This window comes from Halomonas dongshanensis, assembly GCF_024790395.1.
Lineage (GTDB): Bacteria > Pseudomonadota > Gammaproteobacteria > Pseudomonadales > Halomonadaceae > Vreelandella > Vreelandella dongshanensis.
Window position 1 is genome coordinate 1 of record NZ_JAJISC010000004.1, and the last position, 14,720, is coordinate 14,720.

The 14,720-nt window shown below is 59.3% G+C and carries 12 protein-coding genes; 4 read left to right on the forward strand and 8 right to left on the reverse strand.

Annotated features, from left to right (window positions below; genetic code table 11):
• The 7 genes from LLY24_RS09070 to LLY24_RS09100 all read right to left on the reverse strand — a co-directional run.
• On the reverse strand, positions 1–2,710 hold a 2,710-nt coding region (locus LLY24_RS09070; RefSeq protein WP_259035976.1), incomplete at its 3' end, for a retention module-containing protein.
• Between the two features lie 203 nt (positions 2,711–2,913).
• Positions 2,914–3,525, reverse strand: coding sequence for a helix-turn-helix transcriptional regulator (locus tag LLY24_RS09075; protein WP_259035977.1), 612 nt, complete (start codon positions 3,523–3,525; stop codon positions 2,914–2,916).
• Positions 3,526–4,953 (reverse strand): HlyD family type I secretion periplasmic adaptor subunit, encoded by a 1,428-nt coding sequence (locus tag LLY24_RS09080; RefSeq protein WP_259035978.1) that lies wholly within the window; start codon positions 4,951–4,953, stop codon positions 3,526–3,528.
• Positions 4,953–7,124 carry a type I secretion system permease/ATPase gene (locus tag LLY24_RS09085; RefSeq protein WP_259035979.1) on the reverse strand — a complete coding sequence of 724 codons (2,172 nt, stop codon included), beginning with the start codon at positions 7,122–7,124 and terminating at the stop codon, positions 4,953–4,955. Before LLY24_RS09085 ends, LLY24_RS09080 begins: the two co-directional genes overlap by 1 nt.
• A 71-nt stretch (positions 7,125–7,195) precedes the next feature.
• Positions 7,196–8,680 carry a TolC family outer membrane protein gene (locus LLY24_RS09090; RefSeq protein WP_259035980.1) on the reverse strand — a complete coding sequence of 495 codons (1,485 nt, stop codon included), beginning with the start codon at positions 8,678–8,680 and terminating at the stop codon, positions 7,196–7,198.
• 280 nt (positions 8,681–8,960) lie between these two features.
• A complete protein-coding gene (locus tag LLY24_RS09095; RefSeq protein ID WP_259035981.1) occupies positions 8,961–9,833 on the reverse strand; it encodes a DMT family transporter in 873 nt (290 codons plus the stop codon).
• Positions 9,830–10,099 (reverse strand): Rdx family protein, encoded by a 270-nt coding sequence (locus LLY24_RS09100; RefSeq protein ID WP_259035982.1) that lies wholly within the window; start codon positions 10,097–10,099, stop codon positions 9,830–9,832. The genes LLY24_RS09095 and LLY24_RS09100 overlap by 4 nt, the downstream gene beginning before the upstream one ends.
• 159 nt (positions 10,100–10,258) lie before the next feature.
• Between LLY24_RS09100 and LLY24_RS09105 the strand changes: the two genes are divergently transcribed.
• The 4 genes from LLY24_RS09105 to ettA all read left to right on the forward strand — a co-directional run bounded on the left by LLY24_RS09105 (position 10,259) and on the right by ettA (position 14,445).
• Complete coding sequence (locus LLY24_RS09105; RefSeq protein WP_259035983.1) at positions 10,259–11,572, forward strand: MFS transporter; 1,314 nt, start codon at positions 10,259–10,261, stop codon at positions 11,570–11,572.
• Between the two features lie 183 nt (positions 11,573–11,755).
• Entirely contained in the window at positions 11,756–12,193 is a 438-nt protein-coding gene (locus LLY24_RS09110; RefSeq protein WP_259035984.1) for a PAS domain-containing protein, read from the forward strand.
• 160 nt (positions 12,194–12,353) lie between these two features.
• Entirely contained in the window at positions 12,354–12,566 is a 213-nt protein-coding gene (locus tag LLY24_RS09115) for a PA3496 family putative envelope integrity protein (RefSeq protein ID WP_259035985.1), read from the forward strand.
• Positions 12,567–12,783: 217 nt separating this feature from the next.
• Positions 12,784–14,445, forward strand: coding sequence for an energy-dependent translational throttle protein EttA (gene ettA / locus LLY24_RS09120; protein WP_259035986.1), 1,662 nt, complete (start codon positions 12,784–12,786; stop codon positions 14,443–14,445).
• Between the two features lie 93 nt (positions 14,446–14,538).
• Here the strand turns inward: ettA and LLY24_RS09125 are convergent, their stop codons facing one another.
• Complete coding sequence (locus tag LLY24_RS09125; protein WP_259035987.1) at positions 14,539–14,697, reverse strand: DUF1328 domain-containing protein; 159 nt, start codon at positions 14,695–14,697, stop codon at positions 14,539–14,541.
• Positions 14,698–14,720 lie beyond the last annotated feature (23 nt).

The window sequence follows — 14,720 nt, forward strand, 5'->3', positions numbered from 1 at the left end:
TCTCCAGGTCGGTGACCGTCACGCTGACCCCGTTGTCCAGATCGGCCTGGGTGACCGGGCGGTTGACCAGCTCGTTGCCTTTGCCATCGACCACCACCAGGGTGTCACCCACTTGGGTGCCGTCACCCAGGGTGACGGTGGCGGTGACACCGTTTTCGATCTCCTCGGCGCTGTAGATGTCGCCGGACGCCGCTTCCAGCGTGACGGAGACGCTCGGCGCTTGGGTGTCAACACTATAATCTCGGCTAGCTTGGCCGGTATATGCGTTGTTAAAAGCATCCCTACCGACAACCTCGGCGATGATATTTACGTTCTGAGCAAGTACCGACCCTGGAATATCAATAGCGTAGGAAAGATTGCCATTATTATCAGCTACAACCTCGCCATCATAGGTATTGCTCCCTACGGTCAGGGTCACGCTATCACCCACTTTCGCGTCGCCACCAACAGTGCCGGTCACGCTGATAGTCTCACTAGCTTCCGCACGATTAACTACATCGTCACCAGCAATAGGATTGATAGTAATACTGGCAGTAGGTTTATCTGAATCGGCGTCAGCATCTGCATCCGCATCAGCGTCTGAATCGGCATCTGCATCTGCATCTGCATCCGCATCAGCATCAGCGTCTGCATCGGCATCGGCATCCGCATCCGCATCCGCATCCGCATCAGCATCAGCGTCTGAATCGGCATCCGCATCTGCATCTGCATCAGCGTCTGAATCGGCATCGGCATCGGCATCGGCATCGGCATCGGCATCTGCGTCTGCATCGGCATCCGCGTCCGCATCTGCATCTGCATCGGCGTCGGCATCCGCATCAGCGTCAGCATCGGCATCGGCATCGGCATCTGCATCGGCGTCGGCGTCGGCGTCCGCATCAGCGTCTGAATCGGCATCTGCATCTGCGTCGGCGTCCGCGTCGGCATCGGCATCTGCATCGGCGTCAGCATCGGCATCTGCATCGGCGTCAGCATCGGCATCTGCATCCGCGTCCGCATCAGCGTCTGCATCGGCATCGGCATCTGCATCTGCATCTGCATCTGCATCTGCATCGGCATCCGCGTCCGCATCTGCATCTGCATCGGAATCCGCATCCGCATCAGCGTCCGCATCGGAATCAGCATCAGCATCAGCATCCGCGTCGGCATCTGCATCTGCATCTGCGTCCGCATCGGCATCGGCATCGGCGTCGGCATCCGCATCAGCATCAGCGTCAGCATCGGCATCTGCATCGGCGTCGGCGTCGGCGTCGGCGTCCGCATCAGCGTCTGAATCGGCATCTGCATCTGCGTCGGCGTCCGCGTCGGCGTCGGCATCTGCATCGGCGTCAGCATCGGCGTCAGCATCGGCATCGGCGTCAGCATCGGCATCTGCATCGGCGTCAGCATCGGCATCTGCATCCGCGTCCGCATCAGCGTCTGCATCGGCATCGGCATCTGCATCTGCATCTGCATCTGCATCTGCATCTGCATCTGCATCTGCATCCGCGTCCGCATCTGCATCGGCGTCCGCATCAGCGTCAGCATCGGCATCTGCATCCGCGTCGGCGTCGGCGTCGGCATCCGCATCAGCGTCTGAATCGGCATCTGCATCTGCGTCGGCGTCCGCGTCGGCGTCGGCGTCGGCGTCGGCATCGGCATCTGCATCTGCATCGGCGTCAGCATCGGCATCTGCATCTGCATCGGCGTCAGCATCGGCGTCAGCATCGGCATCTGCATCCGCGTCCGCGTCCGCGTCCGCGTCCGCATCAGCGTCTGCATCGGCATCCGCATCCGCATCCGCATCCGCATCCGCATCAGCGTCTGAATCGGCATCCGCATCTGCATCTGCATCAGCGTCTGAATCGGCATCGGCATCTGCGTCCGCATCTGCATCTGCATCGGAATCCGCATCCGCATCAGCGTCCGCATCGGAATCAGCATCAGCATCCGCGTCGGCATCTGCATCTGCATCTGCGTCCGCATCGGCATCGGCATCGGCATCGGCATCTGCATCTGCATCTGCATCAGCATCTGCATCTGCATCTGCATCTGCATCTGCGTCTGCGTCTGCGTCCGCATCAGCGTCTGCATCGGCATCGGCATCCGCGTCGGCATCGGCGTCGGAATCAGCATCTGCATCGGCATCCGCATCAGCGTCTGAATCGGCATCTGCATCCGCGTCGGCATCTGCGTCGGCGTCAGCGTCAGCGTCAGCATCCGTATCATCGATTGGATCGAGGGCGGCGGCGGTTGGGGCGGCGGCGAAGGTGAAGAAATCGGGGGTGTCGGTGGCGGTGCCTTCGGTGTCGAAGCGCAGGGGGTCGACCTGCTCGGCGATGCGGGCGACGCGGACGAAGCTGTGGCCGTCACCGCCGCCGCCTCCGGCACCGAGGCCGGCGGCGGTGGCATCAAGAACGTCGAGCAGGTCGACATCGTCGTCTTCTAGGGCGGCAAGCAGGGCTTCGAGATCTTCATCAAGTACGCTGGCATCTTCGGTGGCCACAATCGCGTCGCTATCGAGCTCTGGCGAGATAACGACCTGTTGGCCGCCTTCGACGACGTTGGGGCCAGCGCCATCGGAGAAGTCGAGTTCGACGCGACCATTATCGGAGGTGATGAGCGTTTCGCCCTCTTGCAGGACATCGCCTACCTTGAGCTCACGCAGGTTGCCCTGTGCGTCGCGTGCCCATGCCTGTCCAGAGATCGAAATGATGGTTGCCGTCGCCATGCTGAAACGCTCCGAAGAATCGATAAGGTTGCCGCGCACCGAAAAAGGAGAATGCGGCTATTACCGCCATAGTAAGTGGGCACGCAAGCCATCGGTATTGTACCGAAGGACAGCAAGCGGCGAATAAGAAGAGACAAGCCCCAGCACGCAATGCGTCCGGGGCTAGAGGGGGCAATCAACGTCGAGAGAACAGACGCAGGGTGCTAGACGGTGGGGGCGAGTTTGAGGATGAGCTGGAGGCGATCGCGCACGGCCAGCTTTTTGAAAATAGCGCTTAAGTGCGCCTTCACCGTGCGCTCGGTGATTTCAAGCTCACGGGCGACTTCTTTATTGGTGGCACCGCGCGCCACCGCCAGCGCAACCAGCCGCTCGCGCTGCGTGAGAGGCGCTAACTGCGCACTCTCTTCTACCTGTAAAGCACCAAGATGCTGAGTGAGTGCGGTGAACGAACCGCCGATGACCTTTGCCATTAGCTCTTCGCCCACCCATACGCCGCGATGGGATACCACCACGGCCACTTGGGTGAGCACTGGCGCTGCCGCAAGCGTATGTACATAACCACGCGCGCCTGAATCCAGCGCGGCGAGCGCTTCACGATCATGGGGCTGATAGCTCAGCGCGATGACGCCCATACCGCGATCTGCCAGCGCTCGCACAACACCTAACCAATCCTCGACGGCCGTACTCACCCACACGAGATCGGTCTTGGACGCCAGCGTATCGAAGGCGTCACGCGGAAGCACGCGGGCATCCGCAAACGCCTGGGTCCAGCGCGATTTTAGCTCACCATCCACGGTCACAAACCAATTTGCCATTTATCGTTCCCCCATCGAATTACGCCATGCACGCAAGACAGGTTTCAGCAAAAACTGCATGACCGTACGCTTGCCGGTAATAATATCAACCTGTGCGGTCATCCCAGGGATGACCTGAAGAGCGTTGGTAGCGTCCTCCGTCGGCAGGCTTCTGACCCGCACAAGATAGAAGGTATTGTCGTTGTCATCGGTGATGGTGTCGGCACTGATGAGCTCGAGCTCCGCCTGCAAGCCGCCATAGATGGCGTAGTCGTAGGCGGTGAGTTTGATCGTGGCGTGCTGCCCCGGGCGAAGGAAAGCGATGTCTTGAGGGGCGATGCGCGCCTCGACCAGCAGTTGCTCATCGCTGGGCACGATATCAATGACCTCCTGTCCGGGCTGAGCAACGCCGCCAATGGTGTTGATGTGAATGCGCTGCACCACCCCGGCCACGGGTGAGCGAATCTCGGTCAGGCGCACGCGATCCTGAAGGCCGGTACCGGACTGCTGCAGCGCATTGAGATCGCCATAGGCTTGTGCCAGATCGTTACGCCACTCGCTGCGGCGTTCGGCGCCCACCTCGCGTAGCTGTGTTTGTGCTTCTTCTAGAGCGGCTTGAAGACGCGCCACCGAGGCCTCGGCTTGGCTGCGTTCGCCCGTTGCGCGGGAGACCTCACGCTGCAAGCGCAGCACTTCCACTTCGGACACCGCGCCGGAACTCAGCAGCGGACGCGTAAGCGCAAGCTCTTGGCTCGCCATGCTCGCCTCGCGAGAAGCAGTATCGCGCCGAGCAACGGCTTCGCGCAGCTCCTGTTCGCGCTGGCGAATACGATCCTCAAGTACATTTTCTTGAACGCGTAACTCTTCACGGCGGCTTTCAAACGCCTCGCGCTCTTGGATAACGATATCGGGCACTTCCTGGCGCAGCTCTTCGCTAGGATTGAACTCCGTGCCCGTCGCCAGCGCCCGCAGGCGCTCGGCACGGGCTTCCAGGGCGTAACGCTGAGCCCGGTTCTCACGAAAGTCCGAGACGAAACGCGTCGGGTCGATACGCATGAGCAGCTCACCTGCTTCCACTACCTGCCCTTCGCGCACCATGACCTCTTCGATCACACCGCCGTCAAAGGACTGCACCCGCTGCAGCTGACTTGCGGGGATGACACGACCAATACCGCGCGTGACTTCATCGATGGGTGCAAAACAGGCCCAAACGATGAGCAGCGCGAAAGCCAAAACGACCGTATAGAGAAACGCACGCGCCCGAATCGGCTCTTGCTGCATACGCGCCCAGTCGGTATCGCTGGACCAGTCGCGGCTCAAGTGCGCCGCCGACACCCGCTTGGCGAATAGCCGGTCGATGAAGGGCCGAAACGGCTTTTGTCCCGATTCGGAAAAGCGACCGATCGCCTCGAAGCCTTTTTGCTCGGCAGAGGTATCCTTTTTCGCCATTAGGAAGCCCTCCCGATCTGGCCATTGCGCAGCGCCTCGACCACGGTATCGCGCGGGCCGTCGGCAACGACTTTACCGGCGTCCATGACCACGATGCGATCGACCAGCGACAGTAGCGATGTGCGGTGGGTCACGACCACTACCGTTTTACCCTGCGCCACGCGGGTGAGATGGGCCTTGAAGGCCTCTTCGCTGGCGTTGTCCATGGCACTCGTCGGCTCATCGAGGAGCAAAATCGCCGGGTCGTGTACCAGCGCGCGGGCAATCGCCACCGCTTGGCGCTGACCACCGGAAAGCGCCTGTCCCCGCTCGCCCACTTGTAAATCGATACCGCTGGGATGGCCGTTGACCAGGGAGGTCAAACCGGCGATCTCGAGTGCGCGCAGTAACTGCTCATCATCGACCCGATCGCTGCCGCCTCCTGCCACGATGTTATCGCGCAGCGAGCCAGCAAACAGGCTCACTTCCTGGGCCACGTAGCCAATATGACGGCGCAGCTGGAGCGGATCGATCTGGCGAATATCGACGCCATCGACCAGTACGGCCCCGGCGCTGGGCTGATAAAACCCCATGAGCAGCTTGTTTAGCGATGACTTACCACAGCCGATGCGCCCAAGCAGGGCGACCTTTTCCCCAGGCTGGATTGAGAGCGAGATATCGCGCAGTGCGTCGCGCTCCTCCTGCGGGTAGCGCAGGGTAACTTTTTCCAGGCGTAAACCACCGGCTACGTGGGGCTTTTCGACGTAGACCTTGCCCTCTTGGCGCTCGGGGCGCTTCTCCATCACCTTATTGAGCGATTCGAGCGCCGTGGACGATTGATGGTACTGTGCCAGAAGCGCTGCGGCCTGGCTGATGGGCGCCATGGCCCGCGAGGATAGCATATAGGCCGCAATCAAACCGCCCTGCGTCAGGTTGCCTTCGATGATCTGATAGACACCGACCAAGATGACACAGATGGCGACGATGTTTTGCGCCCACTGGGCCACGCTCGATACCGAGGTACCGACCAAGCGCAGCTGCGCATTGGTGCGCGACAGAAACGCCGTGGCTTTTTCCCAATGCCGCTGAATACGGCTTTCCGCACGAAGTGCTTTGACGTTTTCCAACTGCGACATCGACTCCACCAGCAGCGATGTGCGCTGCGCGCCGACTTCCCACGTCGTCTGCGATAGCTCGTGCAGCTTGCCCTGAGCCGCTAGGGCGTAAAGGAGCACGAAAACGATGCCGATTAGCACCGGGAGTACGAGCCAAGGATTGATCAAGGCAATGATAGCGGCAAACATCAGCGCGAACGGCAGATCGACGATACCCAGCACGGTCGCCGAGCCAATGAAGGCACGCACCGATTCGAACGACTGGAGCGTCGAGGTGAACGAGCCCGTCGACGCCGGGCGATCTTCCAAGCGCATGCCTAGCGCTCTTGCCATGATCGACGAGGAGAGCTTGACGTCGGCACGGCTACCGGCGAGATCGACGAAGCCACTGCGCATCAGGCGAAGGGCCAGATCGAAGCAGAGAACGATGAACACACCCAGCGCCATGACCCAAAGCGTTTCGGTGGCTTGGTTGGGCACTACGCGATCATAGACGTTGAGCACGAACAGCGGCATGGCCAGTGCAAAGAGGTTGATGGCCACCGAGCCCAAAATGACATCGCGGTAAAGTCGACGGCTCTCACGAATCACGCCCCAGAACCAGTGCTTGCGAGACTTGGCACTCGATGTATAGGCGCTGGTGGCATCGGTGCGGAATTTGGGCCGCACGTAGATGGCCTCGCCGCTGTAGCCCGCATTGAGCTCATCGAGTGAGATCTCGACCTCGGCATCGGCAAGCTCGGGAAACAGCACGCGGGCTTTCTGCTGGCGGACATCCATCGCCAGCAGCACGCAGGCCCGCCCAGGTTCGAGCAGCAGCACCGCCGGTAGCAGTGAGGGATTTAACCCCGAAAGGCGCGTTTTGACGATACGTGCAGAGAGCCCAGCGCGCCCTGCCGCACGGTTGAACACCGAGGGAATCAGCTTGCCGTCTTCAAGCGGAAGCCCCGCCACCAGCGACTCGCTCGATACCTCGTGTTGATGGTAAGTGGCGATCGCTTTCAAGCATTCGAGCAGATCATCGCCCTGCGCGCGCTCACTTCGCCCCTTGCCTATCGTCAACTTGCTCTCTGCCACAGCCACCTCGATAACCGCATCTTCGTCATGTCGTTACCGTATCCACTTAGCGGAGACGGTACTACTACAGCCTAAGAGCCGCGTGGATAGCGCACGTCGGTGACGAAGTCATCCAACGTGAAACCGCTCGGGCCCTCGGCTGGGCATAGCATGCTGGGGTCGAGCTGCATGTCCTCGTAGCCGAGCGAGGCCAGGGTGGGAATGTCGTCACGCGCCACTTCGAGTGACTGCATGAGTTGCCCCATGGCCGCCAGCGTCGAGGCTTCAGCCAGATTCAGGTCGAACTGGGCGTTGGCGAAGGCACGGCTTGCCTCGAAGTATTCGTTTTCGCTGTCGAGTACGTCCAGCAGGGTGCGCTGACCGATATCGAACTGCTGCTGATAGGCGCCGCGTACGCGGTCGATCGATAGGCGGTGCTGATTGAGATAGTTCAACTGCTCGCGCAGGCGTTGGGTATCGTTATAAGCGATCTGGGTAGTTTGGCGCACGTTAGTACAAGCCGTCTCGCGCTGATTCTCGGCGGCTTCGATACGCGTCGTTGCCGCGTCGAAGGCTGCACGATCACTGCCACCGCGATAGAGATTCATGCTGGCGACCAGCTGAATGCTGTGCTCATCACGCCGCTCCGCTACGCCATCATTTTGGTTATTAGTACCGGTACGGCCCTGGATATCCACGCGCGGCATAAAGGCAGCGCGGGCAGCGCCCTGTTCGGCCCGCTGTACGGCGATATTCTGAATCGCGGCGTGGAAATCGGGATTGCCTTCAAAGGCCATCCGAACGGCGCTATCAACATCCGCTGGCAGTTGGCTGCCAAGCGCTGGCGCCGGGCTCATCGTCTGCGGTGGCAGTTGACCAACGATGCGTTGATAGCGCGCCGTGACGTCATGTAGATTGGACGCCTCGGACAGTAGGTTGGACTCAGCCAGAGCCAAGCGGCCGCTGATTTGCTCGAGATCGACCCCGCGTCCGGCGCCGGAGCGCGCGCGCTCCTCGATTTGGCCATACACACGCTGGTGTTCACGGAAGTTATCTTGAGCCAGGCGCACCAGCTCGCGATAGCGCTGAACGTCGAGGTAGGCGCGATACGCTTCTAGCGAAATTTCCTCACTGGCACTGAGCAGCTCGAAGTAGGCGATCATGCGCGCACGATCCAAACGCTCGACGTCGTTTTTCGTGGCAAAACCATCGAACACCATCTGAGTCAGGGTCAGCTCGGCGAAATCACTGCTATAGCTACCACGGCCATCACCTTCACGATCAGCCATTCCCGCCCCTGCCGAGACATCGATGCTCGGCAGATAGCCTCCCCAGGCAGCATCGCGGTCACTGCCCGCGGCGCGAAAGTTAGCCCAGGCCGTATTGATCTCGGGATTGCTCACCAGCGTTTGCTGAATGGTTTGCGTAATATCGGTGCTGCCGGGGGCATAAAGGCTAGCCGGTAACGTTTGCGCCAGTAGCGGCAACGGCAGGCAAGAGAGCGTGGTCAGGGTGAGCGGTTTGAACGCCTTCGTCCATAACGGCAAGGTGCGTGCAGCGCGGGCTGATCGTTTCATTTATGTAGTTCCTGTACGTACTGCGAAAAAGGCTTGAAGGCGCCTCGTGCCCACCGTGAGACCAGTGAAGATCACTATACATATGCGCCTAGTTCGCTCGATACGGCACCCTAAGGCAGCATCGATAGTGCATTTTGGGAGATGATAAACTATAAGCAACAAAAAGTTACAATTAATTTTGTAAACAAGCCTGCCAAACGTTAGCGCTTTAATCACATAATTAAATTCGCTTTTTGCTTCAACAAGATAGTCCCAATATCAGCCTTTACCATCGTTCCCATTAACTTAATTTTTGCCGCTGCTGGAGCATCAAACCAGAGAGAATGAGCGCCAACCCCATTAGGGTGGAGAAGCGAATCGGCTCTCCCACGACCAAAAAGAGCAGCATGAGCGATACTGGCGGCGACAAAAAGATCAAGTTGGAGACCTTGGCGGTACGCGAGACCCGTTGCATGGCGAGTTGCCAAAAAATAAACGCAATACCCATCTCGAAAAGCCCCACATAGACGCCCGCCCCCAACGCCTGCCAGCCGTGCCACTGAAAGCCTGGGCCGATATAGAGCAATAGCGTTAAGACGGGCAGGCCGACGCTGAAGTTTTGCCATTGCCCCACGAGCGGCTCGCGCGCATCGCGCGTATTGAACAACCAATACAGCGCCCAAAGAAGCGTAGAAGCCAGCGCCAGCAGTACACCCGTAAGGTCAGCAAAATTAACGTCGAATACGCTTCCCCGCGTGGCAATCACCCATACGCCAGCGTAGGCGATGATGCCCGAAACGATATCGCGCCGCGTTAGCCGCTGGCCCAAAATGGGCACGGCGAGAAAGGCCATGACCAATGCCCAGGTGTAATTCAGCGCCATCGCCTCTTGTCCCGGCAGGCGATCGTAGGCGGCAAATAGTGCCAAATAGTAAGCGACAGGGTTCATCAGCCCCGCCCAAAGCGCCGTGCGCCAGCCGCTGCGTAAGGCGTGGCCTAACTGCTGGCGATAGATCACGATACCCCCCATCAGCGCCCACGACACCAGCGCTGCGACCCACATCAGCTCCAGTGGGCTCATCCACGTAAGCGCCACCTTGAAGGCGGTAGCCACGGTGGACCACAGCGCAACCGCAGCAAGACCAAAGCCGATAGCTTGACGATCCATATTCATCGATCCAGATGCCCTAGGTCACGCTCGGGGTCGAGCAAGTCACGAACACGCTGCTTGAGCGTTTTGACATCAGGGAAGCCGCCATCACGCTTGCGCTCCCAGATCAGCGTCTGTTCGAACCAGATCTCGAAGGTGCCGCCGTGGGAGGGCGCCAGCGCGACCTCGGTAAGATCCTCACCAAAGGTCGACAGCAGCTCCTGGGCGTACCATCCGGTGCGTAACAGCCATTGGCACTGGGTGCAGTAACGTATTTTGATGTGAGCCATGGAGAAATCCTCAGTAAGCCTTGGCAGCGTATCGATAGCCGTATCGACAACGCCGTGTTGCATAAACGCTATGTGCGCAATCGTTAGCCTGTCATCTATTCTATCGGCATCATAACGTTACAGGGTGTCATTCACCCCCGCTACCGCCAAGGAACCCCAATGGCCAGCACCCAAAGCTCACAGTCGCGTCTGTACGAATGGATGACGGGCGACGACGATAGCCGCCTCTGCGACGATATTCCTGAAAGCGCCTGCAACGCTCAGCCACGCAACTTCATACGCCATCTCTGGGCGGCGCTGGGTAATAAACTCGCCGACGAGCTCTCTAGCGCACGCCTAGTGCTGCCCTGGCTCATGGGCATCATTGGGGCGCCCATTTGGATGGTCGGGTTACTGGTGCCCATTCGCGAGTCGGGGTCGCTCTTGCCCCAGGTCTTCGTCGCTGGCTTCATTCGCCCGCTGTCTCAACGCAAGTGGGTATGGGTCGCAGGCGCCGCGATTCAAGCCGTATGTGCACTGCTGCTGGCACTGCTCGCACTCAGCGGCGAAGGCACGCTGGGTGGCTCGTTGGTGCTACTGGTCCTCATCGTGCTGTCGCTTGCCCGAGGTCTCTCCTCCATTGCCACCAAGGATGTCATGGGCAAGACCATCGCCAAGCGTAAGCGCGGCACGCTCATGGGCTGGAGCGGCAGCGTGGCCGGTGCCGCCACCCTTGCCGCTGGGGGCGTGCTGGTGCTGTTCGATGATCGCCCAAGCGAGACGGTGCTTGCAGCACTACTCGGCGTGGCCGCGCTTGGCTGGGTGCTCAACGCTCTGGGTGCTGCACGACTAGAGGAGACGCCAGGCGCCACCGAAGGTGGCAAGAGCGTATGGGATAGCTTGAAGCTAGGGGTAAAACTTTTCCGTGAAGACCGCACCTTCCTGCATTTCAATCTTTCGCGCGCTTTGCTGCTGTCGAGTGCCCTTGCCCTGCCCTATATCGCCCTGCTTGGCCAAGAGCAGAGTGGCAGCGACCTGAGCGGACTAGGGATCATGATCGTGGTGTCAGGGCTTGCAGGTATGGTTGCAAGCCCTATTTGGGGCAAGCGTGCTGACCGCTCCAGCCGTAACGTAATGCGCGACGCTGCACTTGGCACACTCCTCTGCTGTGCCCTCGCCGCGGTAGTTGCTTGGCTTCCGGGCAGTTGGACCACCACCATTTGGCCCTACGCGATAATCTATTCATTGTTGGTGATCATTCATAATGGCGTTCGCCTGGGGCGTAAAACTTATCTGCTCGACATGTCCGATCAGGACAACCGCGCACTTTATGTCGCGCTCTCGAACACCATGACAGGCATTTTGATGCTGATCGTGGGGGCGTTGATTGGTGCGCTAGCACACGTGCTAGGTAGTGCTTTACTACTACTGGTGCTGGCAGCCACGGCCTTGGGTGCTTTTTTTAGTACACAGGCTCTACCGCAGGTAGAGTAGCGTTTAAAAAACGTTCAATATTGCAAAGTTGCGCTTTGCTGACCATCATTGAGTTTACGCAGCGATGCTTTTGCCGCTGCATTTCTTCCCGTCGAGTCGCGCGCTGGAAAGCTTTACCCTGAGTAATATGCGCTAGCCGCCGAGAGACGGAGCGAATTTGAGCTGCTACAGGATTATCCATCGATGAAACGTTCACCTTTGATCAACCCGGAGCTGCTCGAGCGTATCATCGACGCCTCCGAAGACGGCATCGTCGTCGCCGAACAGGAAGGCGACGAGAACATTCTGATTTATGTCAATAAGGGCTTTGAGCGCCTGACCGGCTACAGCGCCGATGAAATTCTCTACCGCGACTGCCGCTTTCTACAAAACGACGACCGCGACCAGGAAGCCCTCGACGTTATTCGCGATGCGCTGAAAAACCTGCGGCCCTGCCGCGAAGTGCTGCGTAACTACCGCAAGGACGGCAGCATGTTCTGGAACGAGCTATCGATGACGCCGGTTTTCGATGAAGAGGAAAATCTGATGTACTTCATCGGCGTACAAAAAGATGTTACCGCCCGCATCGAAGCCCAACTACAGCTGACTGCACTGAAAGCCGAATACGCCGACGCCCAATAGCGCCAACGTTCTCACGACAATTTTTCATGTTCAGGGCTTGAACTTCAACCTCAGTAGCGCTATATAGCGGCTAGGCGCAAAAACGCGCCAGGCGCTTCACCGAACGCGATGGTGGAGCCACTGTGACGCCGGCCTGCCGGCTTGGGTTGGAGGGCCTCGCATGAGCCGTAACCCCTTGAATCGTGAAACCTACCCAGGCGATGCCGTCGAGACAGAAGAGTTTGAGAGTCTCGATGCCGTCAACGACGATCACTACAGCCGTACGCGTTCGAGCAAAGCCGATTCCCTACGCGCCCGGCGTCAAGTAGAGGACTGGCTGGAAGAGCGGCGCCTTCAGCGCGCCATCGACGGCGACTGGGACGAAGAGGAGTAAACCTCCTTTGCCCAGGCAATTACCGCCTGGGCTTCCCCTTTTAGCATTCTTCTCTCGCCACCTTTGTCTATCTAGCCTCTATCTTTCTAGCCCTTATCTTTCTAGCCTCTATCTTTCTAGCCTTTCTATGCGCTCGCCACTATCATCGGGGGAGTCACCGGTCGCGGCGGTGTACGTCGTCCGCCTACCGCTTTTCTCATCAACCTGACGGATTTCCATGGCGCAATACGTTTTCACCATGAATCGGGTCGGCAAGGTCGTGCCGCCCAAGAAACAAATTCTCAAAGACATTTCGCTGTCGTTCTTCCCCGGCGCCAAGATTGGCGTACTGGGACTCAACGGTGCCGGTAAGTCTACTCTGCTACGTATCATGGCAGGGGTCGACACGGAGTTTGAGGGTGAAGCTCGTCCCATGCCCGGCATCAATGTAGGCTACCTGCCCCAGGAGCCCGAGCTCGATGACGACAAGAACGTCCGCGAAACCGTCGAAGAGGCGCTAGGCGCCATCAAAGAGGCTCAGACGAAGCTCGAAGCCGTCTACGCCGCCTACGCCGAGCCCGATGCCGACTTCGACGCTCTTGCCACCGAGCAGGCGCGACTGGAAAACATCATCGAAGCCGCCGACGCTCATAATCTCGAGCGTAAACTCGAAGTCGCCGCCGAAGCGCTACGTTTGCCTCCCTGGGATGCGCGCGTAGGCAACCTCTCCGGCGGTGAGCGGCGCCGCGTGGCGCTCTGCCGCCTGCTGCTTTCGAGCCCCGACATGCTGCTGCTCGACGAGCCGACCAACCACCTGGACGCCGAATCGGTGGCTTGGCTCGAACGCTTCCTCCATGACTACAACGGCACCGTTGTCGCGATCACCCACGACCGCTACTTCCTCGATAACGTCGCCGGCTGGATTCTCGAGCTCGACCGTGGCCACGGTATTCCCTTCGAAGGCAACTACTCGCAATGGTTGGAGCAGAAAGAGCAGCGCCTGGCCCAGGAAGCCAAGCAGGAGGCTTCGCGTCAAAAAGCCATCAAGCAGGAGCTTGAGTGGGTGCGCTCGAACGCCAAGGGCCGCCAAGCCAAGAGCAAGGCGCGCCTGAACCGCTTCGAAGAGATGCAGTCCGGCGACTTCCAAAAGCGCAACGAAACCAACGAGATCTACATTCCGCCGGGGCCGCGCCTGGGCGACAAGGTCATCGAATTCAACGGCGTTACCAAGCGCTTCGATGACAAGTTGCTCTATCAGGATCTCACCTTCACCGTTCCCCCCGGCGCCATCGTCGGCATCGTTGGTGGTAATGGCGCGGGTAAATCGACCCTGTTCAAGCTGGTCACGGGCAAAGAGCAGCCGGATGCCGGTGAGGTCGTCATCGGCGAAACCGTCGATATCGCCTACGTCGAACAGCTGCGCGACGCACTAGACGACAAACAAACCGTTTGGGAAGCCGTCTCCGGCGGTCAGGACATTCTCAACATCAACGGCTTCGAAGTCTCGTCGCGCGCCTATGTGGGCCGCTTCAACTTCAAGGGCAACGATCAGCAGAAGCGTCTCGATGAGCTTTCGGGCGGTGAACGCGGGCGCTTACAGCTGGCACAAACGCTCAAGCAGGGTGCCAACGTACTGCTGCTCGACGAGCCTTCGAACGATCTGGACATCGAAACCCTGCGCGCGCTGGAAGAGGCCCTGCTCGCTTTCCCCGGCTGCGCCATGGTGATCTCTCACGACCGCTGGTTCCTCGACCGTATCGCGACCCATATCCTGGCCTTCGAAGGCGACTCGGAAGTGGTGTTCTTCGCCGGTAACTACACCGAATACGAAGAGGATCACAAAAAACGGGTTGGCAACGATACGCCCAAACGCATGAAGTACAAGCGCATCGACGCCTGATCGAACGTTTGAGCCAGAAACACGAAAGGCCCCATTTGGGGCCTTTTGCATGAGCGCTTATGTCATTAAAGCATCAGCGCCTTCAACCGCAGGTCAGCGCCGTCTGCCGGTGATCAGCGACACGACGAAGAGAATCAAGAACAGCACGAAAAGAATCTGTGCGATGGTGGATGCGACCCCCGCGATACCTGAAAAGCCCAGAACCCCGGCGATGATCGCGATAATAAGAAACAGCATTGCGTTGCCTAGCATGGCCTCACTCCTTTTCCATGTCT

Bases quoted from the DNA above. Each gene is read 5' to 3' on its own strand.
- LLY24_RS09105 (WP_259035983.1), top strand. From the start codon at position 10,259: ATGGCCAGCACCCAAAGCTCACAGTCGCGTCTGTACGAATGGATGACG.
- LLY24_RS09095 (WP_259035981.1), bottom strand. From the start codon at position 9,833: ATGAATATGGATCGTCAAGCTATCGGCTTTGGTCTTGCTGCGGTTGCG.
- LLY24_RS09090 (WP_259035980.1), bottom strand. From the start codon at position 8,680: ATGAAACGATCAGCCCGCGCTGCACGCACCTTGCCGTTATGGACGAAG.
- LLY24_RS09110 (WP_259035984.1), top strand. From the start codon at position 11,756: ATGAAACGTTCACCTTTGATCAACCCGGAGCTGCTCGAGCGTATCATC.
- ettA (WP_259035986.1), top strand. From the start codon at position 12,784: ATGGCGCAATACGTTTTCACCATGAATCGGGTCGGCAAGGTCGTGCCG.
- LLY24_RS09125 (WP_259035987.1), bottom strand. From the start codon at position 14,697: ATGCTAGGCAACGCAATGCTGTTTCTTATTATCGCGATCATCGCCGGG.
- LLY24_RS09075 (WP_259035977.1), bottom strand. From the start codon at position 3,525: ATGGCAAATTGGTTTGTGACCGTGGATGGTGAGCTAAAATCGCGCTGG.
- LLY24_RS09100 (WP_259035982.1), bottom strand. From the start codon at position 10,099: ATGGCTCACATCAAAATACGTTACTGCACCCAGTGCCAATGGCTGTTA.
- LLY24_RS09080 (WP_259035978.1), bottom strand. From the start codon at position 4,953: ATGGCGAAAAAGGATACCTCTGCCGAGCAAAAAGGCTTCGAGGCGATC.
- LLY24_RS09115 (WP_259035985.1), top strand. From the start codon at position 12,354: ATGAGCCGTAACCCCTTGAATCGTGAAACCTACCCAGGCGATGCCGTC.